Origin of the sequence: Arthrobacter sp. ES3-54, assembly GCF_029504395.1 — a bacterium.
Lineage (GTDB): Bacteria > Actinomycetota > Actinomycetes > Actinomycetales > Micrococcaceae > Arthrobacter.
Genome location: NZ_JAQFIF010000002.1, coordinates 346942 through 371716, shown reverse-complemented (window position 1 = coordinate 371716; position 24775 = coordinate 346942). Strand labels below are relative to the sequence as shown.

At 64.2% G+C, this 24775-nt stretch carries 24 protein-coding genes and 2 pseudogenes; 10 read left to right on the top strand and 16 right to left on the bottom strand.

What is annotated here, in order from left to right:
* Positions 1–41: 41 nt before the first annotated feature.
* Positions 42–311: pseudogene (locus M2428_RS04820) on the top strand (IS30 family transposase); the annotation flags it as partial.
* A 204-nt stretch (positions 312–515) separates the two neighbouring features.
* A complete protein-coding gene (locus M2428_RS04815; RefSeq protein WP_277524222.1) occupies positions 516–701 on the top strand; it encodes a hypothetical protein in 186 nt (61 codons plus the stop codon).
* 196 nt (positions 702–897) lie between these two features.
* On the opposite strand, the gene M2428_RS04810 is transcribed toward M2428_RS04815, so the two are convergent.
* The 6 genes from M2428_RS04810 to M2428_RS04785 form a co-directional block, all read right to left on the bottom strand.
* Positions 898–2019 carry an EAL domain-containing protein gene (locus M2428_RS04810; protein WP_277524220.1) on the bottom strand — a complete coding sequence of 374 codons (1122 nt, stop codon included), beginning with the start codon at positions 2017–2019 and terminating at the stop codon, positions 898–900.
* Positions 2020–3325: 1306 nt separating this feature from the next.
* Complete coding sequence (locus M2428_RS04805; protein ID WP_277524218.1) at positions 3326–3562, bottom strand: hypothetical protein; 237 nt, start codon at positions 3560–3562, stop codon at positions 3326–3328.
* A gap of 524 nt (positions 3563–4086) precedes the next feature.
* Entirely contained in the window at positions 4087–4914 is an 828-nt protein-coding gene (locus M2428_RS04800) for a sulfurtransferase (protein WP_277524217.1), read from the bottom strand.
* Between the two features lie 955 nt (positions 4915–5869).
* Positions 5870–6172 (bottom strand): hypothetical protein, encoded by a 303-nt coding sequence (locus tag M2428_RS04795; protein WP_277524215.1) that lies wholly within the window; start codon positions 6170–6172, stop codon positions 5870–5872.
* Complete coding sequence (locus M2428_RS04790; protein ID WP_277524213.1) at positions 6165–6491, bottom strand: hypothetical protein; 327 nt, start codon at positions 6489–6491, stop codon at positions 6165–6167. Before M2428_RS04790 ends, M2428_RS04795 begins: the two co-directional genes overlap by 8 nt.
* A 47-nt stretch (positions 6492–6538) precedes the next feature.
* Positions 6539–6664, bottom strand: a complete 126-nt coding sequence (locus M2428_RS04785; protein WP_277524211.1) for a hypothetical protein — start codon at positions 6662–6664, stop codon at positions 6539–6541.
* A gap of 134 nt (positions 6665–6798) precedes the next feature.
* Between M2428_RS04785 and M2428_RS04780 the strand changes: the two genes are divergently transcribed.
* Positions 6799–9180 carry an alpha-amylase family glycosyl hydrolase gene (locus M2428_RS04780; protein ID WP_277524209.1) on the top strand — a complete coding sequence of 794 codons (2382 nt, stop codon included), beginning with the start codon at positions 6799–6801 and terminating at the stop codon, positions 9178–9180.
* A 265-nt stretch (positions 9181–9445) separates the two neighbouring features.
* Positions 9446–9919, top strand: coding sequence for a GNAT family N-acetyltransferase (locus tag M2428_RS04775; protein WP_277524534.1), 474 nt, complete (start codon positions 9446–9448; stop codon positions 9917–9919).
* A 62-nt stretch (positions 9920–9981) separates the two neighbouring features.
* On the opposite strand, the gene M2428_RS04770 is transcribed toward M2428_RS04775, so the two are convergent.
* The 3 genes from M2428_RS04770 to M2428_RS04760 form a co-directional block, all read right to left on the bottom strand.
* Positions 9982–11388, bottom strand: a complete 1407-nt coding sequence (locus M2428_RS04770) for an FAD-binding oxidoreductase (RefSeq protein ID WP_277524207.1) — start codon at positions 11386–11388, stop codon at positions 9982–9984.
* A 491-nt stretch (positions 11389–11879) separates the two neighbouring features.
* A complete protein-coding gene (locus M2428_RS04765) occupies positions 11880–14729 on the bottom strand; it encodes a BTAD domain-containing putative transcriptional regulator (RefSeq protein WP_277524205.1) in 2850 nt (949 codons plus the stop codon).
* A gap of 147 nt (positions 14730–14876) precedes the next feature.
* Entirely contained in the window at positions 14877–15080 is a 204-nt protein-coding gene (locus M2428_RS04760) for a hypothetical protein (RefSeq protein WP_277524203.1), read from the bottom strand.
* Between the two features lie 210 nt (positions 15081–15290).
* Here M2428_RS04760 and M2428_RS04755 point away from each other — a divergent pair, with 210 nt between their 5' ends.
* The 3 genes from M2428_RS04755 to M2428_RS04745 all read left to right on the top strand — a co-directional run bounded on the left by M2428_RS04755 (position 15291) and on the right by M2428_RS04745 (position 16613).
* Positions 15291–15722 (top strand): DUF309 domain-containing protein, encoded by a 432-nt coding sequence (locus tag M2428_RS04755; RefSeq protein ID WP_277524201.1) that lies wholly within the window; start codon positions 15291–15293, stop codon positions 15720–15722.
* A gap of 202 nt (positions 15723–15924) precedes the next feature.
* The gene (locus tag M2428_RS04750; protein ID WP_277524199.1) at positions 15925–16143 is read left to right on the top strand and encodes a hypothetical protein; all 219 of its coding nucleotides are present in this window, start codon (positions 15925–15927) and stop codon (positions 16141–16143) included.
* Positions 16140–16613 (top strand): FAD-dependent monooxygenase, encoded by a 474-nt coding sequence (locus M2428_RS04745; protein ID WP_277524198.1) that lies wholly within the window; start codon positions 16140–16142, stop codon positions 16611–16613. Before M2428_RS04750 ends, M2428_RS04745 begins: the two co-directional genes overlap by 4 nt.
* 76 nt (positions 16614–16689) lie before the next feature.
* Here M2428_RS04745 and M2428_RS04740 read toward each other — a convergent pair whose 3' ends face one another.
* A complete protein-coding gene (locus M2428_RS04740; RefSeq protein ID WP_229992321.1) occupies positions 16690–17130 on the bottom strand; it encodes a CBS domain-containing protein in 441 nt (146 codons plus the stop codon).
* A gap of 977 nt (positions 17131–18107) precedes the next feature.
* Here M2428_RS04740 and M2428_RS04735 point away from each other — a divergent pair.
* Positions 18108–18374 carry a DUF1876 domain-containing protein gene (locus tag M2428_RS04735; RefSeq protein ID WP_091256422.1) on the top strand — a complete coding sequence of 89 codons (267 nt, stop codon included), beginning with the start codon at positions 18108–18110 and terminating at the stop codon, positions 18372–18374.
* On the opposite strand, the gene M2428_RS04730 is transcribed toward M2428_RS04735, so the two are convergent.
* Positions 18371–18496, bottom strand: a complete 126-nt coding sequence (locus M2428_RS04730; RefSeq protein ID WP_277524194.1) for a hypothetical protein — start codon at positions 18494–18496, stop codon at positions 18371–18373. The genes M2428_RS04735 and M2428_RS04730 overlap by 4 nt on opposite strands.
* Positions 18497–18621: 125 nt before the next feature.
* Positions 18622–19170, bottom strand: a complete 549-nt coding sequence (locus M2428_RS04725; RefSeq protein ID WP_277524192.1) for a hypothetical protein — start codon at positions 19168–19170, stop codon at positions 18622–18624.
* Between the two features lie 68 nt (positions 19171–19238).
* Here M2428_RS04725 and M2428_RS04720 point away from each other — a divergent pair, with 68 nt between their 5' ends.
* Both M2428_RS04720 and M2428_RS04715 read left to right on the top strand, forming a co-directional pair.
* On the top strand, positions 19239–19667 hold the full coding sequence (locus tag M2428_RS04720) for a transposase (RefSeq protein WP_346780714.1): 429 nt from the start codon (positions 19239–19241) through the stop codon (positions 19665–19667).
* Between the two features lie 175 nt (positions 19668–19842).
* Positions 19843–20016 (top strand): annotated as a pseudogene (locus M2428_RS04715) (phosphate acyltransferase); the annotation flags it as partial.
* Between the two features lie 64 nt (positions 20017–20080).
* Here the strand turns inward: M2428_RS04715 and M2428_RS04710 are convergent.
* From M2428_RS04710 to M2428_RS04695, 4 genes are all read right to left on the bottom strand, one after another.
* Complete coding sequence (locus M2428_RS04710; protein WP_277524188.1) at positions 20081–20596, bottom strand: DivIVA domain-containing protein; 516 nt, start codon at positions 20594–20596, stop codon at positions 20081–20083.
* Positions 20583–21725, bottom strand: coding sequence for a globin domain-containing protein (locus tag M2428_RS04705; protein ID WP_346780713.1), 1143 nt, complete (start codon positions 21723–21725; stop codon positions 20583–20585). Before M2428_RS04705 ends, M2428_RS04710 begins: the two co-directional genes overlap by 14 nt.
* A gap of 560 nt (positions 21726–22285) precedes the next feature.
* Positions 22286–23485 carry an MFS transporter gene (locus M2428_RS04700; RefSeq protein ID WP_277524184.1) on the bottom strand — a complete coding sequence of 400 codons (1200 nt, stop codon included), beginning with the start codon at positions 23483–23485 and terminating at the stop codon, positions 22286–22288.
* 179 nt (positions 23486–23664) lie between these two features.
* Complete coding sequence (locus tag M2428_RS04695) at positions 23665–24681, bottom strand: zinc-dependent alcohol dehydrogenase family protein (RefSeq protein WP_277524182.1); 1017 nt, start codon at positions 24679–24681, stop codon at positions 23665–23667.
* Between the last annotated feature and the right edge of the window lie 94 nt (positions 24682–24775).

Sequence of the window (24775 nt, the reverse complement as noted above, 5' to 3'; positions counted from 1 at the left end):
ATACCAATCTCCGCCTGTGGCGGCCGGGCGCGGCCAGGCGCGCCCGGCACCAGGAACTGGCCGCTGCGACGGGGCTGCGGATCTTCTTCGCGGAGCGTTCCAGTCCCTGGCAGCGCGGAGCCAACGAGAACTTCAACGGACTGGCCCGGCAGTACTTTCCGAAGAGCACGGACCTGTCCCGGCACTCCCGCGAACACGTCGATCGCGTCTGCGAAGAACTGAACAAAAGGCCCCGCAAGGGACTCGGCTACCTTACTCCGGAAGCGAAGTTTCAGGCCGAGAAAAACGCCGCGCCGACCACCCCTGGGTAGACTCGAACACACCCGGCTGACCCGCCGGATTAACCCCAGCGTTGCGTCGATCCTTCGAATCCGCCCTACCCAAACGGGACAGTTTTGCGGGCAGGGGATGCGCGAATCGACGATTCCAGCATCCGTATGGGATTTTCCGCGACGGGGGAACAGCCCGGGAGTTCTCGCGGTGGGGGACCGGCTTACGATGAGTGATCCGGCGATGTGCTCGAACGCACGCTGATCAAGTTCTGGATCACTAAACAGGGCGCCGGCAGTGTGCTGCCAAAAGTCAGGGAGAGCGGCTTCACCGCCGAGCCTGACGGAGACGATGAGGACCCGAGAACACTCGACGTGAACAACGAACGGTGGGCAGAAGCCCTGGAAGCCGTCCGCCGCTATTTCGATTGAGGACCCCGGCAAGCCCGCCCCGCCGAGGTCCCCGGAGACTCGCAAGGCTGAGATCCGGGTCGGGCAAAATCTCGAGGTTCAGCAGTCCCCATCCAACGCGACTCACGAAGATCGACGTGGAATCAGGTATTGCCTACGGTTGCCGGGATTTCTGCCAGCTTGGTCGGGCCTGCTAAATGAAAATGCCCCGCCGTGGTCAAAACCAAATCGAAGCTATTGGCGGAGAAATGTCCGATCCCGACTTGGAAGGAGTCGGGAGGTTCCAGTGGGCCCAGTCCTGGGGGCGGGTGGTAGGCCGGCCGAGGAAGTAGCCTTGCACGGCCGGCACGCCGAGAACGGCGACAGTTGCCAGTTCGTCATGGGTCTCGATCCCGGCGGCGATGAGCGCTGCTCCGAGCTGCTCGGCGAGGCCGACCATGGCCTCGCTGAAGGCATGGCGGAGGGTGTCGGTATGGATTCCGGCGATGATGGTGCGGTCCAGTTTGATGATGTCGGGTTGGAGCTGCCTGATGTGGCGGAGCGAGTCGAAGTACGAGCCGGCGTGGTCGATCGCGAGCCGGACGCCGCGCTGTCGCAGGGGTGCCAGCGCGGCGACCAGGGCGGCGGCCTGCTCGGCGGCCAGAGCCTCGGTGAGTTCGAGGACCATGCGGCCAGGGGCCAGCCGGGCTTCCTCAAGCAAGCCCGGCAGCAGGGGGTCCAAGCAGGTGGCAGGGGACAGTTTCAGCGCCACGTACAGGTGTGGCGGGAGCTGCTGCGCGGCGGCGAGGGCGGACTCCAGCGCCGCGAATTCGAGTTCGCTCCCGAGCCGTGCTTCGGCGGCTTCAGCGAACCAGTAGCCCGCGCTGTCGCCCCCGTCGGTGACGAATCGTGTGAACGCTTCGACGCCGACGGCGGAGCCGGTGGAGAGATCGTAGATCGGCTGAAAAGCGGTGAGCAGCATCCTGCCTTTCAGGACCGCCTGGATCCGCGAGGCGCGCTCCGCCGCTGTCGGAGCCGGGGTTCCGGCCTGCGGCTGAATGGCGGCCCCGGCGGCCGGGGGTGCCACTTTCGAGGTGCCGGTGGGGAGCCTGGTCAGGGACCTGAGGGATATCAGGTGTTCCTTTAGAGCTGTTTCCGGGTGCCCGGGGTGGGCGGCAAGGTGCTCGCGAAGCTGATCCCGGATACGGCCTTGCTCCGGAGCGGGGTCTGAGAGCACTGTGTCGATAATGGCTGAGGCCTGCCGGCGTACCCCCGCAGTGTCGTTGCGGGAAGGGCCGCCGGGTGCCGGGTCTGCGGGAAGTTGGCTTTCGGGGAATCCTGGCCAGGACGACGGGTCCATACACATGGCTATTCCTTTGTTCCACGTTCCGGCTGAGCCCGGAACCGCCCCGCCTCTTCCGGAATCCAGCATCCTGGGATTCCGGAGGCGGCAGGCCGTAAACGGACTGTACCACGGTGCCGATATGGCAGGAAGGGACCCGCATGTTTGCCGGAGACCTCGAAATGACAGATAATTCAAACTGAATGACAAATCATGTGACGTTTGTTCACTATATTTGTCATTCAAATCATTCGGGCGGCGCCTGTCGCGACGACGACCAAACGGTCCGAGAACTCGTGCTTCGGGAGAACTACCGTCGCCCTTGACTTGGGGAGGCCTGATGGCTGGACTATTTGAACTTTTTGTTGACGCGCACTCACGGTACAGGCTCCGGCTAAAGGCTCCTGACGGACGGTCATGGCCGTTTCGAAAGCCTTTGATGACAAGCTGTCGGCGGTGTCAGGGATCCGACACGTGCGTGAGTACGCGGGGACGGGACTGATCCGGGACCTGTCTGTAGGCGAGCCGCTGATGCCGGGGTCGCTTATTGGTGCTGACGCTGTTCTTCCAGTCACAGCTGGCGCGCGAGCGGTTTTCTCACCGATCCGGGTTCCGATTGTCGCCGGCCGCCGGGGCCGCGTGAATACAGCGGGTTGAGGCGGAGAAATTCGGGGTTGCCCGGGAAGCCGTCCGCTGCCTCGATCCACGGGGCAAGTAGTTCAGGTTGGCGGCGGGAGGCTTCATGGTCGTCCAATCGGGCCAGGAATTCGCTGACCCGGTGAGCGCGGCGCGCCGGGGCGACTTAGACCGCGGTTCGGCCACCGTCGACGCCGTTGAAGGCGTGGGTACCGTAGCTGGCGCGAAGTGAGGCTACGAATCCGATGACTTCCGCAGTCTCTCCGATGGGTTCAAGAGGCGGAACCGGGGGAAACGCAATCATGAAGTATCGGGCGTGCACCGCCCAGATCAACTCGTCTGGCTGATCCCTAAACGCCGATATCGATGTTCTGTTCGCCTTTCCTTGGCTGCGGCGCGTTGGGCAGGGTCTTGCAAAGGCGGTGTGTTGCAAGAGGGATGCGTGAGACCCATGCTTCTCCAGATGCTTCATAGCGTTGGGCGTCGCGTCGCTCTGTGTCTCAGGTACTGCCCGTATTGTTGGTCATCAAGCACAGTTGTGAGACAAGGCCGCTGACGGTGGGCTCTGCGCGCCTGGCAAGGACCTTCGCCCGACCGGTTCTAGTCGTGCCCGTCCTCTGATAATAAGTAGTGAACGATGGCACGGTCAGGCGAGAGCCGGTTGCCAATCTTTAGCGGCCCGGGCCGGTCACCGTCTGTGAGCCGCCGTATCTTCGCGCCTTTCGTGTGTCTGCCCGTAGGGGACATCGCGACTTACCGCGACGGTGTAGGTCGTGTAACCGTGCTGGGTAACAAGGATGCCGTGTCGGCATTCCTTCATGGCGTGTTCGCGGGCGATCTCTACGGCGGCATTCAGGTCGTTCTCGACGGTGGCCGGATCGTGGCCAGTGACTTCCAGGACGACGTCCGAGTGGCGCTTGATCATCGTGATCTCTCTTTCTCGACGGGATGTGCCGGGACTCTCAGTGGCCACCGGCTTCCGCAGCCGGGCACAGCCGGAGAGGCGGAAAGCGGTGGTTCTAGATGCGGTGCCCGGCATTCTCTGATGGGGCGGGGCCGGGCCGTAGTATTCGGCGGGCTGGATCGGCGGAAGCAATCTCCTGCGGATCTGTCGCCAGTGTGGATCATTGGTGGGCCCGGCGCAATACAAAGTCCGAAAAGTCGGTTGTGGCGGAGCTGTCCGACTTCTCCGCCAGCAGCGTCCAGACCATCCCGCCTACTAGTTCTTTTTTGAGCACTAGCTCGACGTAACGGCCGCTATCGGTTCCTGCGGTTGGCTGGGGAACCGTAGCACGTCATTTTAGGCAGGCGCCGTTGGCTTTCTGTCGGTGCCGGTGGAAAATCTGAACCACTTCGTGGGCGGCGGTTTCTGACGAACGTCGCAACACTGACCGAACGGCTTCACAAGAACCGTAGTGGAGAAAGCCTTACGTGAGGGACGATGCCCGGCTAGGTAGTTTCGACAGGCCTATCGGTGGCGTGTCCATACTGGGACCAGCCGCCGACGAACAGTCTGCCTTTCCCAACTCCCAGTTGCTCCAGAACCAACAGATTGTGGCAGGCAGTCACTCCCGATCCGCAGTAGGCAATGATGTTCTCCGCGGAGACGATGCCGGCGCGCGCGAAATTCTCGCGTAGCTGCACTTCCGGGATCAACCTTCCTGAGGAGTCGAGGTTCTCGCGGCAGGGGACATTGACGGCGCTGGGTATGTGGCCCGGGCGGGGGTCGATAGGGTCTTGGTGCCCCTCGAAGCGGTCACGATTCCTCGCGTCCACGACTTTGTATTGTTCAGAGGACGCGTCCGAGATATCTGCGAGCAGGGTGCTGGGCCAGGATTGGGCCGAGAAGTCTCCTTCCCGTCTTTGCGGGGCCTCCGTAGCGAGTTCTCCCGGGTAGCTGGCGATGCCTCCGTCCAGGATCGCGGCGCTGCGGCCCGTCGATCGGAGCATCCAGACAAGTCGGGCCGCGATGACTCCACCTGCGTCGTCATAGGCGATCACGGTGTCAGCGTCACTAATTCCGGCTTCCCGCATCCCTTGGGCAAACACTCCGGGATCGGGCAGGGGGTTCCTCCCGGCTTCCTTCGAAGCTGGCCCGGAAAGCGACTCGTCCAGGTCGATGAAGACGGCATCGGGGATATGGCCAGCGATGTAAGCGTCCTTTCCCGAGGACCCGTCCAGATACCAGCGGGTATCCACCAGAACGAATCGTCCCCAGTTGCCGACGCACCAGGTCCAGTCGACAAAAGGCTGCAAGATCGAATCCCTATTGCTCATGGGATGGAGTCTAAGGCGAAATTCACATGTTGAGATGTCGATCTCATAAAATGGACACGCGTGGGGTTCAGGCGCGTTGCGAGATTCGTCAGAAACGGCCCCGAGAGCCAGTCCCCTCTGGGTGCCAGCCTGACCTAATCACGGCTATTCGGGGTGTGTACAAAGTACACACTCTGGGCTTGGGATCGGGTCGTATGTAGGGCGGATCGGGCCGGATTCCGCATGTTCCGAGGGAGTCCAGTGATTGCGGGGGAGGGAATGAAGTTTGAGTCCCACCTCGGGCACAGCATTCCCCCTCGTCAGAGGGGGTTTTTGCCTTAACGTGTGGACGTTGAGCCTGCTGGGTCCCTCTGACGCTGGTCCGCGGCCTGTGGCCTGGCGCCGCGTGGCCTGTTCGGTTGTGTGGGTGGCGGGGTCAGAGCCCTGGCTGGTGGGCTCTCCGCGTGCTGGGATGTGGGGTTCATTCGGGTCTCCTTTCTGGGTTGTTCTGGTGGGCGTGGTTGGTCGTGTACCCATTCATGCCGTGGGGTTGTGGTGACGACATGACCTGAAGGAAATTTCTTGAAGATTTTTCGCCACGATTCGCTGCTTCATAGTGGCGTGGGGAGAGGGTGGTCGGACGTTTGTCCGTCCAAAGGCGGGGTGCACAATGTACACACCGCGTATGCGTGATGCCAGGGCTCATCGGTGACCCTCCTTGCCCTCTTTCTGCTGACTGGAGTTCATGCAGCCACGAGTCCTGTGTGACATGAATTTTCGCGTAGGTTTTGAAGGACCATGCCCGGGCAGGCGGGCCAGCTTAGCTGGATGCCGGGATCCGCTGCGCCCCTGGACTGGCCTTCGACCAGCCCCCAGCTGATGCGCTTCTCCGTCTCTTCAGGCGGCCGGCGAAGTCCAACCCAATTTCAGCGACACGGCTGCAGCCTCTTGTTGGGTGGCACGAGGTATTGGAGAGTCATAGCCGCCCTGGACCTTGCTGCTGTGGTCTCGCACTGGCACGTTCTGCGAGTTCGGGGTGAACGGCAAGTGTCCGACGCCGACAGAGTCCCCGGTAGTGGCACTGGGTCCGCACGTTTTCCGGTGTGGTGCCCGGGGAAGTGAATACCCGGTCCAGCACCGGGGCGTTGCCGGTGCCCGCTACGCCCGCGGTGGCGAGGAGCAGGTGGCCGGTGCCGATGGTGTCCCTCTGGAACATTCTGGCGGCGTCCAGGTACCCGGCAACGGCGCGGCGGGCTACGTCGTTGAACTTCTCAAACATCGGCGTTCTCCTTCACGGGTGCGGAGCCACGGACAACGGCGGGGAGCTGGTCGGCGAGCTCCTGCGTCCGCAACGCCACCTTCTTGAGGAGAGTGCGGGTCCACACAGCTTCGCCGTCGATAGTGGCCTTGCGGAGACCACCGTGGGCGCGGGTCAGGATGTACGTCCCGTCCTCCATTGCGCCGGCTTCCTCGCAGGTGCCCACCCAGCGGACGGGAGCCGGGACGCCGAGGGTCAGCTCGACCGCGGTTTCGATCTCATCCTTGCAGGCGTCGAGGTGGTAGCCGCCGATCGGGTATGGGCCGTGGCCGTCGACCACGACGACATACCATCCGCCGCCCTTGAACTCCTCGAACGGGACGACAGTCAGGCCGGTGCGCGGCTCAGCAGGACCAGTCCACGCGCCTTGTGCGAGTAGCGGCGGCGGGGGAGCATCGAGCAGTAGTCGATCGTCGGGAGGCCGTCGGCGCGGGGATCAGGTTCACGGGTCATGCCCGTGATGTGTGCGGAACGAGGCAGCGCCCTCACCGGATCAACCAGTATGCATTGACAGTCCGGACGGTGACGGAGCAACCTAGTGCCTGTTGGGCCGGGGCGCCGGAGAATCAAAGACGATGGGGGACCCCATGATCACTGTCCGGTTCACTTACATTACAGGCATCAAGCGTGGCCTTTTCCGTAATGCCAAACTGTCGGGCACCTGGAACAGCTGGGGCGATATTCCCATGCAGGAAATCGTCGGAGATGACGGTTGCCCGGCTTTCGAATTGACCCTGAATTTCGACGACACCATGGCCAGCCAGGAGGTCAGGTGGGGCGTCCGCCTGGACGGGCCACCGGGCGCGAACCAATGGGGGATTGTTACTGAGGACCCGGACTTGGCCGTGATCAGACCGGAATGCCACACCATCCTGCCGCCGGCCGGAGGGCAGGTGGCAGCCCGCTACTATCTGACGCTCAGCCGGTTCCTGGGAGCCCAGAAGTTCTACCAGGGCGGCGCGGAGCTGCTCAAGTTCGCAGTCTGGGCGCCGAACGCGCAGAACGTTGAGGTTGTCTTCGGATCGCAGGACAACGGCTACATCTACGACGACGGCACCGGCATCGACGCGAACCGTCCCGTTGTGCCGCTCAAGAAAGTCGGTGGTGGCGACATCTGGGCCAGCGACCCGCTGACAGACTTCCAATCCCACGTGGGCTTGCCCTACATGTACCGCATCCAAAACGCCCAAGGCGTGAGGAGGATGCGCACCGACATCCACTCCCGCTGGCAGATCGGTCGCGGTGACGTAAACCCGAAGTACAACGCGTGGGACGGGAGCCCGGATACCCTGGACGGCGGTGTCAGCTGCAGCGTCGTCATCGACCAGGACGGGGTCCGCGAAGAGTTCGAACCGACCACCAACCCGCCGAAGCAGATCACCGACGACGAGTTCTGGTCCAAGGAGTTCACCGCCGGCTTGCCGGTGCCGACACGGCTCACAGAACTGGTGATCTACGAACTCCACATCGGATCACTGGGATTCGGCAAAACCGGCCCGGGCAACCTGCAGGACGCCATGGACTTCATCCCTCATCTGGTGTCCCTCGGCGTCAACGCCGTCGAGCTGCTGCCGGTGTCCGAATTCCATGGAAACGTCGGCTGGGGCTACGGGGACACACACCATTTCGTCATCGAGTCCAGCGCCGGCGGGCGCGACAAGTACAAGCACTTCGTGCGGGAGTGCCACCGCAACGGGATCGCAGTCATTCAGGACGTCGTCTACAACCACTTTGACGACAAAGCCGAACGGGCGGAATCGCAGTACGACTCGGAGCTGCCTGAGGAAAACATCTACTACTGGTATGAGGGGCGCTCCACCGACTACGCGAACCCAAACAACGGGTACCTGCAGAACGGGTCATCGGATCGCACCCCTCGCCTGTGGGAAGAGAACGTGCGGAAGCTGTTCACGAGCAGCGCCGCCGAGTTTGCCGAGGAATTCCACGTTGACGGCTTCCGCGTGGACCTCACCCAGGCCATCCACTTCAACCACTACCACGAAATCGACGGACCATGGTCGCAGGTGAACTCGGCAAGGATCTTCGGCCAAAAGCTGCTGCGGGAGTGGAGCCGGACGTTGAATCTCATCCGGCCTGCCGCCATCCGCATCGCCGAAGACCATTCGGAGTGGCCCAAGGTGACACAGCCAACGGACATGGAGGGGATGGGATTCAACGCGGCCTGGTTCGCCACGTTTTACCACGACCTGATCGGCGATGCGGACAACCAACAGGACAAGGCCAGGGTGCTTCACCGCGCCGGATTCGGGACGGACGACCCGATCCCGCTGAGCCAACTCTCCGGATCACTTGCCAAGACAGGGGATGCAAAGATCGCCTACCACGAGTCCCACGATGAGGCCGGAAACTCCGACGGCACCAGGCGCACAATCCTGGTGGCCGTCAATGGTGCCTACCTGGCCGGGCCGACAAGGGACGCTGCGGAGGCGCGGGCACGGGTAGTCGCCGGTATCAGCGTCCTGTCGGCCGGCACGCCCATGTTTCTCATGGGCGAGGAGATCGGCGCCTGGGAAGCGTTTATCCACAACGAAATCCTGCCGAACCGGGAAGACATCCTGGGTGAACGCCACAGTCTGGGCGCGAACCTCTTCCGCTACTACCAGGACCTGATCAAGCTCCGCCGGACCAGCCCGGGCCTCCGATCACGAAACATCGACATCATTCATGCCGCCGATGACAACAGGGTCATCGCCTTCACGCGGACTGATGGGGCCGCGCATGAGCTGGTTGTCGTATCCCTGAATACCCGGCCGTTTGATACGGGCTACATCATCCCGAGTTCGGCGGACCGGCTGAGCCCCGGGCAGTGGCGCGAGGTCTTCAACAGCGACTCGAGGTTCTATGGTGGATCGGACCTTGGGAACTTCGGTGCCGCGCTGCCTAGCCAGGACGGACGGATCGAGGTGCGCTTGCCGGCCAACGCTCTTCTCGTGCTGAGCAAGATGTGAAGCCGGGTGGTTCTCCGGTTGGCGGTCCTGACTGCCGGCGAACGCGGTGATGCCCTCACCGCTAACAGCAAGGGCATCGAAGGGTCGAACGCGAGAGCCGGTGTCAGAGCCCGGACACGTCCCGTAAACGCGTTCTTTCAGAATGGTCGGGAGGGACGCTGCCTCACGCAGTATGAGTTTGGTTGTCCACTGTGTGGCCCACATCTACGGGGCGGGGATTCTGCTCGATTTCGTCGTGTCGAGTAGTTTCAGCTTCAATGACTACATGCCTCCAGTCTGGTCTTTGCGCCAAAGCCTTCCTTCTGACGCTTCATGGATTGCCGAGCTCCGCGCTCAGGTCATGCGTCCCGATCTCGAGCGCCTCGGACGCTGGGATCCGGTGCGCGTCAAACAGCGCTTCCTCACGGGCTTTCACCCTGCGCATACGTTTGTTATCGAAGTTGAGGCCTCCGCAGTGGGTGCCATTGCGGTCCGCCCCGAATCGGATGAGCAATGGATTGAACACTTCTACCTAGCTCCCGAGTACCAAGGGCAGGGTCTGGGGAGCGCAGTGCTGCGCCATGTATTGATGGCGCAGCACGATCACCGGCCTTTCCGGCTAAACGTTCTTCAGGGCAGCCCGGCGAGACGCCTCTACGAACGCAACGGATTCGTCCACGAGCACGAGGATTCGATCGATGTGTTCCTCGTCGCCGAAACGGACCAGAAGGTCGTTCCCAGTGGAACCTGCTCCCTCTGAATGTTCCGCTAACGGGACACTTCAATGGCCGAAGACTCAGCTCACTCACGCAGGCAGTGCTGTCACACCGCGGGGGCGATGTTCTGGTTCAACCGGAATAGATTGGTGGGGTCGTATTCGTTCTTCAGTTCCACGAGCCGCCGGTATGTATCCGCCGGGTACGACGCCCGGACGAGCGTCGTATTCGCTTCACCTGTGAAATTCACGTAGGCCGCCACATCCGGACCGAGCGCGGACGTCACGCCCCGGGCCCATTCGACGACATCCGCGAAGCCTTCCGCCGTCGGCGTGCGCGCAATAACATTGACGATGAATTCTTGGTCGCGGAGTGCGAAGGCCGTTGCTTCGGCAGGAACCCGGCCGACCGCGCCGCCAAGGTGGTGCAGGTGAATCTGCGTCATGGCGTTGGGCAATGCCGCAAACGAGTCCAGCAGCACGCGCACGGACGCGTCGTCGGCGGCGCGCAGAAATGCCGAGCGGAAATAGTTGTGCACGCCCCGCGGGTACAGCGGATCGAGCGCCTGCTGCCACCCCGCGTACGGGTTGGCCGCGAACACATCGGCGATGACCGTGCCCAATGACCGGAAGGGCGCGGTGGCGGCCTCGCCGGCATCGAGATCGCCGGACCAGCACCCTCCCACAGCGATGACCGGCTTGCCGTGCACTGATTCTGGCAGGAACGGGACCGGCGGCGCCGTGGCCATGTTGACCAGCGTGGTCAGCTCATCGGGGGCCGCCGCGCAGGCCGCCCGATAGCCGCGCAACACCTGCGCCGCCTCTTCTGCGGGGTAGAAAACCAGGCCGGAAAGGACGATGGGCCCCACTTCGTGCAATTGATAGTCGAAGGACGTCACCACACCGAAATTGCCACCGCCGCCGCGCAGTCCCCAGAACAAATCGGGGTGCTCGTCGACATTGGCGTGAATAAACTGCCCGTCGGCGGTGACGACGTCGGCGCCGACCAGGTTGTCGCTGGCCAGCCCGTGCTTGCGCACGAGCCAGCCGATGCCGCCGCCGGTGGTGAAGCCGGCGATGCCGGTCGAGGACACCAGGCCACCGGTCACCGCAAGCCCGAATTGCTGGGTCTCTGCATCCACGTCCTTCCAGGTACACCCTGCCTGTGCCGCCACGCGGCGGCGGGCAGGGTCCACCTGGACCCCCTTCATCAGCGAAAGGTCCAGCACGATACCGTCGTCGACGGTGGAAAACCCGGGGATCGAATGGCCACCGCCGCGAACCGACAATGGCAACCCCTCGCTGCGCGCGAGATCGACCGTGCGGATCACATCTGCCACACCCGCACAGCGTGCGATGAGCGTCGGGCGGCGGTCGTGGGCCCCGTTCCAGATGCTGCGTTCGTGGTCGTAGTCCGCGTCCCCTGGGCGAACGACCGTGCCGCGCAGGCCGGCGGCGAACTCGGCGATGGTGGCCTCGCCGATGCGGGTCGGCCCAGTCTGCGTCGTTGTCACGATGCGTTCCTCCTGATTGCTGTTTGTTTGTCAGATCCATTTGTCAGATCCAGGAATAACGCTAGTGAACCGTCCTCAACGAGCACTCAACGCCGTTTCAACATCATCATCCGAGTCCCGCCTACGCAGTGCGGCCAGCCGCTGACCAGCGATGAGGCATCTCGTTCGGTCGAAAATCGCCCCAGCCCTGTCAATTTCGCGGGCCGCCCGATGCGGGTCGCCGAGCTCGTTGGATAGTTCTGCCACCATCAACCGTTGCCAGCCAGTGTGTCGCCGCCATGGGGCGACCCTTTCCGCTGCCTGCCTGTACATTTCTCGCGCTGCCCGGACCTCCCCGGAGATCAGTTCGGCGGCACCGAGAATGGTCAGCGTGGCGCCCATCCCCACCTGATCTCCCGCGGACTCGAACCCTGAAAGGCAACGCCGAGCGTCTGTCAGGCCGCGGTCGATATCACCACCCATGGCGCGGAGCAGGGCGATATTAATCTCGGTCAGCAGCTCGCCGCGTCGGTCGCCCAGGCCGAGCCGAAGCTCCCGCGCCAAGGACAGGGCCTCATCGGCCGCGCTGTGGTCGCCACAGTCGCGCAGGATGCAGCCAAGTTGGTGAAGTGTTTGCGCCCTAGCCAGGTCATCTCCCAACTCGGCGAAATGTTCGGCTGCGTCCGTGATGACGGATATCGCAGACTGCGTGTCCCTCGAAAGCCTGGCCGCGTAGCCGATCGCGGACAGCACGTAGCCTTTGGCTTGGATGACGCCAACCCGCCGGCCCAACAGCAGGGTCTCCTCGACGCAGGGACCAACCGTCCGGCGATCGGGACCAGTTGCAGGCTGGGCGTGATCACCGGCAGGAAGGGTGGAGTGCTGGTCTCAGACTGTGCGAGTTCGCTCAGGCAGGTGTTTAGGTGACGGGCGGCGAGTGGTCCGTCCTCCCGGGACAACGCGCACTGGCCGAGCAGCCAACTGCTGGCAGCGCAATGTTCGGGTCTGCCACCCTCGACTGCCTCGGTGTGCACGTCGGCTGCCAGCTGTTCGGCCTCGTCCAAGTCGAAAGTGCTCCAGGCGAGCGAGGTCTCAATGAGCCGGGCCATCGCCACCTCGTCGGGGTTGCCGATCTCCCGCATGATTGCCAGGGCCTCCGCGCCGAGCGCCCGATGCCGATCGCCGCGGCCCTGCCGGCTGTCCAGCCCGGTCAGGCCGATCAGAGCGGCCGCGCGAGGCCGGGTCGAGTCGGGAGCCACCGCCAAGGCACGCTCGACCCAACGTGCTCCCTCGACCGCGTGACCGCGGACGAACCAGAACCGCCACAGGCTGGCGACGAGCCGGAGCGCGGTCTCGGGCTCGTGTGCGCACGACCAGCGCAGCGCAGCGCGCAGGTTGTCGTGCTCGCGGTCGAGCACCTTCGGCTGTTCGATGACCACCCCGGTGGCCCGTTCGGGATTGTGGGATTCGGCGACGGCAAGGAAGTAGGTGCAATGCGCAGCCGCCAGTTGAGCCGCCTCACCTGCATGATCGAGATTCTCGTGGCCAAACTGGCGGACCGTCTCCAATTGCCGGTATCGGGTCCCGGCGCCCCTCCTTTCGGTGACCACCAAAGACTTGTCCACCAGCTTGGCCAACAGGTCGAGCAGTTCGACTTGCTGGAGGGGCGCGTCAGCGCAGACTGCTACCACAGCGTCGAGGGTGAAACCACCCGCGAACACAGACAGCCGGCGCAGCAGAACCTGCTCCGGTTTGGTGAGCAGTTCGTGGCTCCATTCCAAGGTGCCACGCAGCGTCTGGTGCCGCGTGACGCCGCTGGTTCCCCCGCCGAGCATGGACAAAGCATCGCCCAATCTCTGGACGATCTCGGCGGGTTCGAGTACGGCGGTTCTGGCCGCGGCCAATTCCAGGGCCAGCGGCATCCCGTCGAGCCGTCGGCACAACTCTGTCACCCCCTGCGCGTTGTCGGCGTCGAGCGCGAAACCCGGCCGGACCTGCGCTGCCCGCTCAACGAAAAGCCGGACAGAGGGCAGACGGCCCAGCTCGGCCAGGTCGAGAGCGTCGGTCCGCAGGGGCGAGGGCAGGGGCAATGACGGGACCCGGTAGGTGTACTCTCCGTCGGCATGGAGTGGCTCCCGGCTGGTGGCCAGCACTTTAACCCCAGGGGATCCGTCGAGTAGCGCGACGACGAGTTGCGCACAGGCCGCGAGCAGGTGTTCGCAGTTGTCCAGCACGAGGAGCAGCGAGCGTCGCCGCAGTTGGTCGACCAGCGCTTGCACGCGGCTTGGTGCCGCGCCGGAATCCAACCCGAGGACCTCGGCTACGGCATCGGCCACCAGCAGCGACTCCCCAACGGCCGCGAGGTCGACGAACCAGACTCCGTCCACGTACTCAGGACGAACTGTCTTCGCGGCCTCCAATGCCAGTCTGGTTTTGCCGCTGCCGCCAGCCCCGGTGAGGGTGAGCAGGCGAGCATGGCCCATCAGCCGCTCGACGTCAACGAGCTCACGCTCGCGCCCGATGAAGCTTGTCAGCGGGGATGGCAGATAACCGATGGCATCGTCTTTGCCGGTCACGCCGGCGGGCTGGTGGAGGCGCTCCTCGGGCGGCGAGCCGGTCAACAACTCGCGAAACAGTCCCATCGTCCGGGTGTCCGGGTCGGTCCCGAACGCGTCGAGGAGTTCGTCGACCAGCCGCTCATATCGTGCCAATGCTTCCGACCGCCGGCCCATCCCAGCCAGCACCACCATCTGCGCGCGCACGGCCCCCTCGTGGATGGGATCGGATTCGAGCGCATGGGTGAGGATGATCAACGCTTCCTCCGGCGCGCGCTGCGCCACCGTGGACGCCAGTTTCACCAGTACCTCGCGATGGATTTCCCGGAGCTCATCGCGGCGTGTCGTCAGCCAATCCGCATCCGGCAGCTCCGGCAGAAGATCACCACTGTACAAGTCGGCCGCATCGCGCAGGCTTGCCTCGACGCCTGCAGCCAACGCTGCCACGGCCGAACGCTCGAACTGCAGGACATCGACATCGACCGGGCCAGTGTCATCCAGCACGACCACTTCACCGCGGATGGTGAGCAGCCCGTCGCTGACGGCTCCAGCGCTAGTGAGCGTACGGCGAGCGACGTACAGGGTCTGATGCAGATTCCGTGCGGCGGCCCCCGGCTCCATGTCGGGCCACAGGCGGTCCAGTACCTGCTCGCGACGGCCACGCTGACCACGCGCCAACGCCAGCATCGCCACCACGGCCTTTGCCTTCTGCAGCCGCCAGTGGCTGTTCTCGACGGCGTTCCCGTTGACGTACACGATGAACGAGCCGAGAAGCTGGATGCGCAACCCGCTTTGGGTAGGCTTCATGGTTCTTCAGTATCCGCTCGCCAATCGGCGTTGTCGAACAACGAAATTTCCCACACGCTCGCTGCCTTGGCGCACTTTGTGAGCGGCCCATCACTAGCAAGCAAACCACCAGAACCACAGCAGCCAATCGCCCCCGTCCGGCTGGATTCAGCAGTTTGGGTCGACTGTAGTGAGCATGACCGCCGCCGCCCAGCCGTCAACGCCGGGCCGCAGGAGCGGCCGTCCAATGCCGGAGGCCAGTCCCTCCAGTTGATCGTCCGTCAGGTGAACCGCGCCGCCGTCGTGCCCGGCGACCACGGCCCGCCGCTGGACTTCCGTTCCACCATGTGCCTTGACATTGGTCCGCTCCATTCAGGTTTGCGCGGCCAACCGTATGGGTGCCTTCCCACAATGGAGCCATTGCCGCCGGCGCACAGCGCACGCGACCAGCGGTGATCATTTCTTCTCTCCCGGCCGCTGTCCCGACGGGATCCTTGCGGCGGAACGGATGTTCGAAGGGCCGGGTCTTAGCATTGGGCGTATGAAGGCTTGTAACGTCCGGGCATGCTCAGGGAGACTGCAATGACGGGTGACAGGGATAGGGATGCTACAAGGCGCCCGCGGCAGGCCCGGCCGCGTGACGCTCTTGGCCGGCCGCTGCCGTACGGGAGCGCTGGCGTCGAGCCGGTCTCGGAGGAGCCGCTGCCGCCGGCGCAGACGTTGGTTTCGGCCCGGAGTCTGGTGGAAGCAGGCCGGGCCTTCGCCGCCCATGAGGTACTCGAGGCCCGGTGGAAAGCCGGGCCGGCCGAAGAACGCAGCCTTTGGCAAGGTCTCGCCCAGATCTGCGTCGGGCTCACCCACGCCGCCCGGGGGAACAGCATTGGTGCGATCCGGCTCCTCGAGCGCGGTGCGGGCCGACTCGAGGAGTACGGTTCCGGCGACGGGCCGACCTACGGGCTGGACTTGTCCGCCGTTGTGAGTTGCGCACGTGACCGGATCCGCACCGGCCCCTGAGCCGGCGACCGGCATCCCCGCGGCAGGCGGCGGAGGCACTAATTCCGGGGGATTAGACGGACTTTCATCGGCTGCGGTGTTAATTCTTGGCGGTTAGCGATGATATTTGTGTGGCTGAAGTGCAGGCGTGGGCGGACGGGCTTCAGGAGATCCGGGAGCTGATCGGCGGCCGGTTCCCCGGGCAGAGCCCCGGGAAAACGCTGTGGCATACCTGAAAGGCCTGCTCTCGGCCGAGGAACGGAAGAACTCCTGGACGCTCTTGGAGCAGGCCAGCCGATCGATCCCGTACCGGATGCAGCGGTTGCTCTCGATCACGGACTGGAACCCGGACGCACTCCGGGATGACCGGTTCTCTTATGTCGTGAAGCACCTCGGTGCAGCCGACGGGTACAGGACCTGCGGACACGGGGGTAGCGAATGAACGACCATGCGGTAAAGATCGCCGGCGGCGCTCCGACGGGACTGATGTTGGCGGGCGAGTTGGCTTTGGCAAAGGTCGACGTCGCCGTCGTCGAGCGGCGTCCGAACCAGGACCTCACCGGCTCGCGCGCGGGTGGACTGCACTCGCACACCATCGAGATCCTCGATCAGCGTGGCATCGCCGATCGGTTCCTTGCGGAGGGGCAAAAAGCGCAGGTCGCGGCATTCGGCGGGACGCAGTTGGACATCAGCGACATTCCGACTCGGCACAACTATGAACTCGGGCTATGGCAGAAACACATCGAGCGCCTACTCGCCGGCTGGGTCGGCGAGCTGGGTGTGCACAACGTGATGGCCAACCCCGCCGAAACCAACCAGTGGGCAGATCTGTTGGCCATCACCGGGCAGCTCTACGGGCCGCCAGCGGGCACATCGACTGGCCGCCCGCGGGCAGAACCTACTGGCCATTGACACAAGGCCATGCGGGCACAAAATAGCGCCACGGAGTGCTCTCCGTGGCGCTTGCTTGCTGATGAATTGCTTGACTTTATGAACTGCTCGACTGCATATGTTTGCGTTCCGAAATGTGCTCCACCAGTTCGCCCACACGCTCCTCCGAGTAGTTGCGCGCGATGTCACCCTGGCTGATGATGCCGACCAACTTGTGGTCAGCAATGACCGGGAGCCGCCGGACCTGGTACTTCTCCATCATTTCGATGGCGGCGTCAACGTTCGCATCGGCGTCAATCCAGTGGGGCGCACCGGTGGCGAGGTCGCGGGCCATCATCTCGCGTGGATCACGGCCTACGGCAACGCACTTGAGCACGATGTCCCGGTCAGTGATCATGCCCTTCAACTTGCCGTCGTCACCACAGATCGGCAACGATCCGCAGTCCAGATCCAGCATCATCCGTGCGGCATCTACGAGGGACTGGTTCTCCTTAATGCACTGTGCATCCGTACTCATGAATTCACGTACGGCACTCATTGGTCCTCCTTCATCGATTGAGGTATCGACGCAGAGTCACCGGGCACATGCGCCGATGCTGCCAGCCTACGCCGGGGCCAGCGCCGATGTCGACGGCGGTTCCTCCCCTATTTGGGAACTTCAGTTAACCACCGGGGAGTCGGGCAGTTCTTCGGTTTTTCGGGCACGGCCGGGCCGGCCATCTGAAAGGCCGGTCAGGATGGCATTTCCGGGCACCGGGGAAGGGCCAGGTTTCCGTGTCCTACATGGCCCCGGGCGACGCCGAGCCGACCACCATCATCCGTGCTGTACGTGACTGGCACCCTGACTATAGCCAACTCGCCGCGGCATCAGCGCTCGTCGGAGAAATCCGGAGGGGGCGCCGGGACCTCGAATCAGCCGAGCGCGAGCTAGACCTGATAATGGCACGAGTCAGATCCCACAATTCGCGGACAGGGCCGGGCGGAACGAAGGAGGCGGGCTCAGCCGCACACGGGTCGTGACGGATATGTTGCAACAAAGAATTTGTCAGAACAAACAAGAATCGCATACCCGCGAGTCGGAAGCGGTGGGCTGGCTAAGGGCTCAGGAAGCGATGAAATTGGGTGTGTAAAAGTGCACACTTTGGGCTTCGGACTCGGTGGTACTGGTGCCGGATGAGACCGGATTCCGCATGTTTCCGAGGGGAGCCCAGCATTTGCAGGGGCAGGAATGCAGTTCGAGTCCCACCTCGGGCACAGCATTCCCCCTCGTCAGAGGGGGTTTTGGCTTTAATGTGTGTAAATTGACCCTGCTCGGGTCCCTCTGACGATTGTCGCGGCCGGTGGCCCGGCTGCCCCGGTGACCTATGAAGTTATGAGAGTGGCGGGTTCAGGGCCCTGCTCCGTCATGCGGGGCAATTAGGGACCTTTGGCGCACGGTCTGCGGGGAAGTCTGCGGACCTTGACGGCTTGCCCCAGGCTTGGCATCGTGGAAGTCGGATCGAGGAGGCGGGCACCATGCAAGAGAAAAGCTGGTCGGTGAACATCGTTATCGACGAGCATGAAAATCAAACGCGGGCCACGGCGCGATTGAGGGCCGAGAACCGGGCCGAACTGGAAGGTGTCGGGCTGGCCAGGCTGAATCCGGTAGACTCCGATGTCCCCGAGATCGGGGACGAGCTGGCGACCGCACGCGCCCTAGCAGACTTGGCGCATCAGCTGATCGAAGTCACCGCGGCCGACATCGAGAAAATTACCAAAGAACCCGCGCATCTCCGCCCTTAGCCCTGCCCTGCCGAGTGTTGGTCCTGCCGGCGGGCCGGAATCCCCGTGACGAACTCGGCGGCACACTCGGCGATCATGACGGCCGGAGCGTTGGTGTTCCCGGTAGGCACGAGCGTGCTCACATGAGCCCTCGCACCTTCGGGGGGATGTCATTCCCTGGCTCGCCGCGGCGTCGCTTCTTTCAGCGGCACCAAGGAGGGGCCCGGATAACCGCGCCCTTCCTGCATTTAATGGCTATGGACGACGGCTAGCTGGTCGTGCCGTTGCCGTACACGGAGCCCCAGTGCGAAACACTGTAGGACAGGCCGAAGCAGGGAGGACCCCACGGCCAGGTGACCTGACACTGCGAGTAGGAGTCACGCTCGAAAGTTGTACCCACCTCGTAGCACTGCTGGATACTGATGGCCACACCGGCGGCAAAGTTCGTGAAGCAGAAGTAGGAACCCTGGTAGCCGGCGTAGGAAGTCTGAGCCGAGGCCTTCGACCCGTTGTAGTAGAAAGTTCCGTTGTGGGTGACGGTGTATGCGCCTCCGGTCGTGAACCAGGAGAAGTGCTTGGAATAGACGGCATCGGCGGCGGCTGCTGCAAGGAGTTCGGTACGGTCGGTGGACTTCATTGTCGTATCGGCCAGGATGTCTACGGCCGTCACAGACCTTGCCGCGGTAGTGGTCGACGTCGTCGTCAGCGTGCAGTCCACGCCCTTGACGGTGTGGCCGGCAGCCTTCGCATTGTCCTGTGCCGCGTGGGATTCCTGCGAAATTCGTTTGGTTGTCTTTTCGGTCGATGAATTGACCAAGTCCTTCTTAGGTGCCGCATTTGCGGGCGCCTCAACGGGAAAAGGCAGTCCGGCGCAAGCGAATTGACATGGTTTTAGTGCGAAATTTCATGTCCTCTCATTCCTTCGCTGGTCGGCGACGAGCCGATAGAGGCACCGCCAGACAGTTGCTCACCTGGGCCGCGCAATGGCCCGAGCGCAGATTCGCTATCGAGGGCGCCAACGGCCTGGGACGCGGAATTGCCCAGATCCTTGTGGCCTGCGGGGACTCCGTTGTCGATGTCCCTTCGACACTTGCCATGAAGGTCAGAGTCCTCTCCACGGGCGGTGGCCGCAAGAGCGACCCGGCCGACGCGTTTGCCGTCGCCAATACCGCCCTGCGGCAGACGAATCTGCGCCCTGTGGCCGCCGAAGACCAGAGCACGATTCTGCGCCTGCTGGACGAACGCCGCGAAGACCTCGGCCACGAACGCGCCAAAACAGAGGCCCGCCCTAACAGGGCCAGCCTCACCCCTTAAAACCCTTCCTGCCTGCCCGGGTACTTCCGGCCAACATTCAGCGACCGCGCCGGGAGCAAAGGTCCTCGCTGGGCTCGGGCTGCAGAAGCATTTTCTTCATTTTTGCCTGCTGTCCTGCGGATCGTGCGTGCCCGCTCCACCGGCACAACCGTCCCGCGGACGACAGCGCACCGGATTCCCGGACCTCAACACCTACAAGGCGGTGCAGCAGTCCTCGGGGCGGTCGCCGTCGGGCCCGTCCTGCAGGGACTCCGCAAGCCGGTGAACGACCTCTGGCTGCACCGTAGAGGACATCGTCAACACCGTGGCCATCACGGCCATCCAGGCCCAGTCGGTGACTGACGGCTAGTCAGCTGAGACGCTAGACTCCGGCGCGCAGCCCGCGGAGGCGGGGCGCGCCGATGCGTAGGGTGCTAGTCGTTGCCGTCGCTGCGGTCGGCGCGGGCAATGGGGAGATCGCCGAGCCGGTCCACTTGCTCGGCCAGGGCGTCGATCACGGCGCGCAGCTGGACCTGTGCCACCTTGGTGTAGGTGCGGACATACTCGATCTCCTGAATGGTGTCGGTGTGGCCGGCCGCCGTGGCCGCCGGCACAGGAGCGGCCTCCCGTGTGGCCACGGAGTCCTCGGCGCGGCGCAGGATCTCGCTGTACTGCGTGCGGGCGCTGGCTACGAGGTCCTTCGAGTACTGCTCGGCCTCGGCCACGAACTTCTCGGCGAGAATCTGCGCCTGCGTGATGACCTTGACCATCTCGTCCTTGGCTTCGGGGCTTGCTGCGCCCGGCTGGCGCTGGTCCGCCTCGATTTGCTCGGCAACTGCACGAAGGAACTCGTGGACAGATTGCTGGTCGTACCCGCGTCCCACCACCTCAAACGAGGCGTTGCGGATGTCGGAAGGGCTGATGCGGCCTTCTGGGCTAGCGGTGCTCATGGTTCACTTCTCCCTGGTCTGCGCCGGTGGCCGAGGAGTTGTCCTCGACACCTGCGTAGTCTTCGTACCGTATATCGGCGCGCGGTGTGCCCGCCGCGACGAGTTCGCTGATGGTGTGCCCCACCATCGCCGTCGATCCGGCCACGAGGGCCAGTCGGCGGGGGGCCTCTGGATGTGCAGCGGCCACGGTGCCCACGTAGCCTTGGGCGCCCGGGAAGGTGGCGTCGTCGGAGACGACCGGGTGGTAGCTGAACCACGGCTCCCTCGAGGCTAGCTCGGCGAGCCGCTGCTGGTCGTAGAGGTTCCACGGGACCCGAGCCCCGTGGAAGAGATCCACCCGCGGCCCGCTGCCGCGCTCTTCCCATTGCTGCCGCGCCGCGTCGACTATCGCGGCCATCGGGGCGAGCCCGGTCCCGCCCGCAATCATGAGCAGGTCTCGCGTGCTCTCGAGGGCGAGTTGGTCCCCTACAGGGGCGCCGATGCGCACCGCGTCGCCCACCTTGGTCCGGCGGACGGCGGCGGTGCTGAAGAGGCCGCCGGGGATCAGCTGGACGTGCAGTTCGATTGTGCCGTCGGTGCGAGGGGCGTTGGCAGGACTCAGGTGGCGCCAGGTCCGCGGGAGTGCGGGAACCTCTACCGCAGCCGACTGGCCCGGCGAGTACGTGAAGCCGTCCGCGACACGGACCTCCAGGACAGTGACATCCAGGCTGCGGCGCTCGACGGCGGTGACCTCGCCTTCCCACCAAGGCGGAGTAGTATCCGAGGCCTCCTCGGCGGCCATGACCATGACCTTGGCGATCAGTCCGTACGCCTCGGCCCACGACTGCGCTACCTCGTCCGTCCATTCCGGACCAAGGTATTTCTGCAGTGTCGCCAGGAAGGAAGCCCCCACCATTGAGTACTGCTCCGGCGTTACGGAGAAGCGGCGATGGTCGCGGCCGAGTTGGCCGATGAACCCGGCCACCTCGTCGATCTGATCCGCGTGGCTCACAATGTGCCCGAGGGCGGCGAAGAGTTTGTCCCGCTGGCCGGCCATCGAGACCGGGAACATTTCCCGTAGCTCCGGGTGGGACAGGAACAAGTGCGAGTAGAAGTATAGGGGGACTTCGTCCCCGAGCGCGGCCGCCATGGACCAAGTCCTTTTCAGCTCACCGGCATCCATCGAAAGGCCCTTCTGTCGGGGTCGTCCTCCGCCGGTTCCGGCGGAGCGGGCCCCCCACAGCACCTCGGCCAACCTACCCCATTGCTTGAGCACCGGTCCAACAGACGTGGGCGCCCATGCCGCAGACCGGAACCCGCCTCCCGGCACTTCAACCGTGCTGGGACCAACCGGCCAGCACACCCCAATCCTGCCCAAAACGGGGGTCCGGAAAACAGCAACGGGAGAAGAGCAGCTGGCCGGTTACGCACCGCTCCCCGCCCGCCACGTCCTCGGAAAAGGACACACAACCCTGAACGAGGTCATGATGTTCCTTCTTTCGGTTTGCAATCTGTCGTGGTCGGTCGGTTTCGACTTGCTGGTCCTAGTGGGGCGAGCGAGGCAGACAGGTCGCGGTGAATTGATTCGTCGGCGGTGCACCAACGGCATCTCCTGCGCCGATTCGCGCCGCTCGTTTGCCGTCCCGTGACTGAGCGCTATTTCTAGAGTCCCCCAACCGTGCCTGCCCTCAGTGTAGGAACTGGATTTGATCAGAGGCGGCGGAGGAATGCCGACCGTCGGCCATAAAGGGTGAGCAGGAGGGCGGCGATGCCGAGGGCGATCATGACTACCGGTAGCGCCAGTCCGCCGAATGGCGTCAGGAGGAGTGCGCCGAGGATGCCGGCGCCGAAGATTGCCAGGTTGAAGGCGACCGGGAGGAACGCGTTGGCGACGTCGGCGTTTTCGCCTCCTGCGGTGGTCAGCGGGCCCTGCAGCTGGGCTGACGCGCCGCCGAAGGCGACGCCCCAGAGGGCGGCGGCGATCACGATGGCCAGGGTCGATGTGTGTCCGATGAGCAGGATGACTCCGGATGCGACGAACGCGGTGACGCTCAGGTGCAGGAGGGGCCGGGGGCGGCGGTCCAGCAGCGCTCCGGTGATGGCCACACCGATGACCGATGTGATGCCGTAGATCAGCAGGACGAGGTCGGCGGAGAGGCCGGTTTCTGTGGAGCGGAGGTAGGGGGCAATGTAGGTGTAGATGGTGCTGTGGGCGAGCATCCAGACGACGATGACGGTGAGGATGAGGGCGACTCCGGGGATCCGGAACACGCGCCCCAGGGGAAGCCGCGACGTGGCCGGTTGCCCGGGGGCATCAGGGACGAATGCGATGATCAGTGCGACGACGACGACCGCAAGGACGGAGAGCGCGCCGAAGGCCCATCGCCAGTCGACGGTCGTTCCGATCCAGGCGCCGAGCGGGGTACCGAAGGCGAATCCGAGGGGCGCTCCCGTGGAAACGATGGCCAGGGACAGCCCGGCGTTCTGGGGCGGGCTGATGCGGCGGCCGTAGGCAGCGAGCATCCCCCAGATGATTCCCGAGAACGCGCCGGCGAAGAATCGGGACACGAGAGACAGCGCAACCTCGGGGGAGAACGTGGTGAGCGTGTTGGCGAGCACGAGTCCGGCGATACTCGCGAGCAGCAGCGGCTTTCGTCGCATACCGCGGGTGAGGGTGATCGCGGGAATGGTGGCGAGGACCGTGCCAAGGGCGTAGGCGCTGACGAGCAGACCGACAGTTCCTTCGCTGGTGTGGAGGCCTGCTGCGATGACAGGGAGCAGGCCGGCTGGCATGGTTTCGGTAGCGACGAGGATGAATCCCATTGTGGCCAGGACGACGAGCGCGACCAAAGGCAGTTTTTGCTGTGCCTTGGCTTCCGGTGCAGGTGTTCGTGTGGCGGCGGTTGTCATGTGGCCCCTTTCGTGCGGGTCGGTGATGCCGGGATCGGGCTTGGAGATCGGACGCCGCGGGAGGTCTATCCCACGGGCCGTGGGATAGACCTCCCTGGTCTTGGTGTGCGCCGTGTTGCCCGCTATCGGGCGGGCAGCCTCTATGGGTGTTGCTGGGCCGTTAGGCGAGGTAAATCGGATCAGACTGTGAGCAGCACCTTGGTGGCGCGGCGCTCGTCCATGGCTTTGTAGCCCTCGGGGGCCTGTTCCAGGGGCAAGGTGAGGTCGAACACCTTGCCGGGGTTGATCTTGCGGTCCCAGATCAGCTGAATTAGATCGGGCAGGAAACGGCGCACGGGGGCGGGGCCGCCCTCGAGCTGCACGCCCGTGAAGAACAGGTCCAGGCCGTTGAGCTCGACGTCGTGGCCGACTCCGACGTAGCCGATGCGGCCGCCACCGCGGGCGGCGTGGATGGCCTGCCACATGGATTCCTGGGTTCCCACGGCCTCGACAACGCCGTGGGCGCCGTATCCGCCGGTCATCTCCTTGATCTTCGCGGCTCCCTCGTCGCCGCGTTCTTCGACGATGTCCGTTGCGCCGAACTCACGGGCCAGCGCCTGCCGCTCCGGGTGCCGGCTGAAGGCGATGATGCGCTCGGCGCCCAGCTGCTTGGCGGCCAAGATCGCCGAGAGTCCGACAGCACCGTCTCCGACCACGGCGATCGTCTTTCCGGGCCCTGCCTCGGCAGCGACTGCAGCATACCAGCCGGTGCCGAGCACGTCAGACGCTGCCAGCAGCGACGGCAGCAGATCCGCCTCAGGTACTCCGGGAGTGGGGACCAGCGTGCCGTCCGCATGGGGGATGCGAGCGAGTTCGGACTGGGTGCCCGTCATGAACACCCGGTGGATGCAGCCGGACTGGTAGCCGGCCTGGCAGACCTCACACGTGTTGTCTGAGGCGACGAAGGAGCCGACAACGAAGTCGCCGACCTTGACGTTCTTCACGTCCTGACCAATCTGCTCGACCACGCCCACATACTCGTGGCCCATATGGGCCGGTCCATCCAGCTTCTCGATTCCGCGATACGGCCAAAGGTCAGAACCACAGATACACGCTGCAGCGAGCCGGATCACCGCATCGGAGGGCTCGACGATCTTCGCGTCCTCAAGTTCTTCGACGCGCACGTCACCGGGGGCGTACATGACAACACCACGCATAATTTGTCCTCCTTCTGGTTGGGTACAACCAGTCAAGCTCGATTTCCGTGCGCGGGGGAGTCACTGTTGAGGGGTGTACCGAGAGGGTACCCCT

Coding starts and splice junctions, on each gene's coding strand:
- M2428_RS04810 (WP_277524220.1), bottom strand. CDS start 2,019: ATGGACCCGTCGTCCTGGCCAGGATTCCCCGAAAGCCAACTTCCCGCA.
- M2428_RS04805 (WP_277524218.1), bottom strand. CDS start 3,562: ATGATCAAGCGCCACTCGGACGTCGTCCTGGAAGTCACTGGCCACGAT.
- M2428_RS04800 (WP_277524217.1), bottom strand. CDS start 4,914: ATGAGCAATAGGGATTCGATCTTGCAGCCTTTTGTCGACTGGACCTGG.
- M2428_RS04795 (WP_277524215.1), bottom strand. CDS start 6,172: ATGTTTGAGAAGTTCAACGACGTAGCCCGCCGCGCCGTTGCCGGGTAC.
- M2428_RS04785 (WP_277524211.1), bottom strand. CDS start 6,664: ATGACCCGTGAACCTGATCCCCGCGCCGACGGCCTCCCGACGATCGAC.
- M2428_RS04780 (WP_277524209.1), top strand. CDS start 6,799: ATGATCACTGTCCGGTTCACTTACATTACAGGCATCAAGCGTGGCCTT.
- M2428_RS04775 (WP_277524534.1), top strand. CDS start 9,446: ATGCCTCCAGTCTGGTCTTTGCGCCAAAGCCTTCCTTCTGACGCTTCA.
- M2428_RS04765 (WP_277524205.1), bottom strand. CDS start 14,729: ATGAAGCCTACCCAAAGCGGGTTGCGCATCCAGCTTCTCGGCTCGTTC.
- M2428_RS04760 (WP_277524203.1), bottom strand. CDS start 15,080: ATGGAGCGGACCAATGTCAAGGCACATGGTGGAACGGAAGTCCAGCGG.
- M2428_RS04755 (WP_277524201.1), top strand. CDS start 15,291: ATGACGGGTGACAGGGATAGGGATGCTACAAGGCGCCCGCGGCAGGCC.
- M2428_RS04745 (WP_277524198.1), top strand. CDS start 16,140: ATGAACGACCATGCGGTAAAGATCGCCGGCGGCGCTCCGACGGGACTG.
- M2428_RS04740 (WP_229992321.1), bottom strand. CDS start 17,130: ATGAGTGCCGTACGTGAATTCATGAGTACGGATGCACAGTGCATTAAG.
- M2428_RS04735 (WP_091256422.1), top strand. CDS start 18,108: ATGCAAGAGAAAAGCTGGTCGGTGAACATCGTTATCGACGAGCATGAA.
- M2428_RS04720 (WP_346780714.1), top strand. CDS start 19,239: ATGGTTTTAGTGCGAAATTTCATGTCCTCTCATTCCTTCGCTGGTCGG.
- M2428_RS04710 (WP_277524188.1), bottom strand. CDS start 20,596: ATGAGCACCGCTAGCCCAGAAGGCCGCATCAGCCCTTCCGACATCCGC.
- M2428_RS04705 (WP_346780713.1), bottom strand. CDS start 21,725: ATGGCGGCCGCGCTCGGGGACGAAGTCCCCCTATACTTCTACTCGCAC.
- M2428_RS04700 (WP_277524184.1), bottom strand. CDS start 23,485: ATGACAACCGCCGCCACACGAACACCTGCACCGGAAGCCAAGGCACAG.
- M2428_RS04695 (WP_277524182.1), bottom strand. CDS start 24,681: ATGCGTGGTGTTGTCATGTACGCCCCCGGTGACGTGCGCGTCGAAGAA.